Origin of the sequence: Weissella sp. DD23, from assembly GCF_001579105.1 — a bacterium.
In the GTDB taxonomy this organism is placed as follows: Bacteria; Bacillota; Bacilli; order Lactobacillales; family Lactobacillaceae; genus Weissella; species Weissella cibaria.
The window spans coordinates 155,525-157,553 of the sequence record NZ_KQ970391.1 but is presented as its reverse complement, the minus strand read 5'-3'; the positions used below and the strand labels follow the sequence as shown (position 1 = coordinate 157,553).

3 protein-coding genes are annotated in these 2,029 nt (G+C 45.4%); 1 reads left to right on the top strand and 2 read right to left on the bottom strand.

Annotated features, from left to right (window positions below; genetic code table 11):
• Positions 1 to 9: 9 nt before the first annotated feature.
• Positions 10 to 1,410 carry an MFS transporter gene (locus WEIDD23_RS03375; protein WP_010372229.1) on the bottom strand — a complete coding sequence of 467 codons (1,401 nt, stop codon included), beginning with the start codon at positions 1,408 to 1,410 and terminating at the stop codon, positions 10 to 12.
• A gap of 116 nt (positions 1,411 to 1,526) precedes the next feature.
• On the opposite strand from WEIDD23_RS03375, the gene WEIDD23_RS03370 reads away from it, so the two are divergent.
• The gene (locus WEIDD23_RS03370; protein WP_010372226.1) at positions 1,527 to 1,820 is read left to right on the top strand and encodes a hypothetical protein; all 294 of its coding nucleotides are present in this window, start codon (positions 1,527 to 1,529) and stop codon (positions 1,818 to 1,820) included.
• 52 nt (positions 1,821 to 1,872) lie between these two features.
• Here WEIDD23_RS03370 and WEIDD23_RS12715 read toward each other — a convergent pair.
• Positions 1,873 to 2,029, bottom strand: a 157-nt coding sequence (locus WEIDD23_RS12715; RefSeq protein ID WP_156469561.1) for a phosphatase PAP2 family protein, incomplete at its 5' end; no start/stop codon positions are given.

Below are 2,029 nucleotides of genomic sequence, written 5' to 3'. Positions count from 1 at the left end.
CAACTTAGCCTATTCTGAATAAGGCGCGTTATGCTTCAAAAAGCGATTAAACCATACGAAATTCAGCACACCCAATGCCAACATAAACCAAAAGACATGCTGGGCACCGCGCGCTGTTTGTGTTGCAACGGAGGCAGCACTGTCGGGATTCACCTTCATTAACAATGACGCCACCGTTGTTCCGATGGCGCCGGCAAACTGCTGCGCCGTGTTAAAAATCGCGTTACCATCGGCACGTTCGGGCAATGATAACTGCGCTAGCCCAGCGGTCATCGACGTACCAAAGGCTAGATTCCGGCCGAGCGTCATCAACAAGTAAAAGATTGTCATTGAGATAACTGTGCCATTCATCGTCATCATCGACCAAACCATCATAATCACAACAAACGCTGCATTACCTGCCAACAAGGGCATCTTTGGTCCGTACACATCATACGCCCGCCCATAAATTGGGTTCAATAGCGCCCCAGCCAACGACCCCGGCATCAAGGCAAAGCCGGCAATCATCGTTGTTGCTCCCAAGGATAATTGGACAAATGTCGGTACGGCAAAATTAACCATCAAATTGGTAAACATGTATGCAACGTACCCCAACATCGCAAAACGCAACGCAGGCACTTTAAAAATACCTAAGTTTAAAAATTGGCGCGTCGCATGCTTAGCTCGGTATAAGAAGCCAGCAAATGCTAAAGCAGCAACAATCAGCAAACCAAAGAGCATGCCACTAACATGTCCATGTTCTAGCTGACTTAATGCCCACAAGAAACTGGTAAAGGCGATGGCCAACATCGCAAAGCTCACATAATCAAAGCGGAATGCGTCATTTTTAATATGCTCCGTTGGCACTGTCTTAATTGAAATAACCAGCGAGACAAACGCAACTGGTAACACCAATAAGAAAATTTCGCGCCAACCTAAGTAGTAGGCCACGACACCACCAAAAATCGGTCCAAAGGCTGGTGCCAACGACAAAATCATCGTACCAAAGCCCATATACTTACCAATATGAGCCATCGGAACATTTTCAAGAATAATATTGAAGACCAATGGCGTAATGACGCCTGTCCCAATCCCTTGAATCACACGGCCAACTAACAGCAGCGCGAAGGAATGCGACATAATCGCCACAATGTCCCCAATCAAGAACGCCACAATTGCGATGATAAAAATTTGCCGTGGATTGAATTTTGCTTTTAAGAACGCTGAGGTAGTCATCACCAATGACACCATTAGCAAATAGGCCGTAGTCAGCCATTGCACCACACTCAACGAAATATTAAATTGCTTCATCAAATCCGGAAAGGTCACGTTCATGGATGTCTCTGTTAAAATACCCGTAAACGCTAAAATACCCGTCCCCACAATTGCCCAAATAATCTGCGGACTAACCGTTTGATCCGTTTTTGCCATACATCACTCACCCCTATTATTTCAATATCCCTAGTTTCCCACAAACCAATACCCACAACAACACTAAATTAACGTATAATAGGGACTAGTTATTATTCACTTGGAGGTCGCTATTCATGAATCATAAGGCAGCAAAAGCCTGGTCAATCACTTGGATTGCGCAACACGTTGCTTCATTCATCCTGCTTGCCGGCGCGGTACTGGCCGCGGCGATTGCATTGACTGCATTGATTATTGCGGTCGAAGAAATCGTGGCGTTGATTACGATGCAACACTTAATCAATACATACACAAACATTTACGGTAACGCCTGGGCAACGGTCTTCTGGCACTTTATCGTTGTCTTCTCGCTGGTCGCTTTCTGGTCAGCCCTAGACACGTTTGTTCCTGAACCAAAAACAGAAGCTTAATTAAAAACGGTCACACCGCACAATTCATCGTGTTGGGTGTGACCGTTTTTAATTAAGCTTTCTTAGGCAGAATAATCGTCGCTGCTGTTAACATCGTTGCTAGTCCAAGCAGTAAGCCAGCTAGCACATCGCTTGGATAGTGCACACCCAAGTAAACGCGACTAATTGGAATTAAGATGATGACTGCAACCAAAACGATTGTTGCAACC

What these genes read in the sequence shown, in the direction of transcription:
- WEIDD23_RS03375 (WP_010372229.1), bottom strand. Translation starts at nt 1,410, where the DNA reads ATGGCAAAAACGGATCAAACGGTTAGTCCGCAGATTATTTGGGCAATT.
- WEIDD23_RS03370 (WP_010372226.1), top strand. Translation starts at nt 1,527, where the DNA reads ATGAATCATAAGGCAGCAAAAGCCTGGTCAATCACTTGGATTGCGCAA.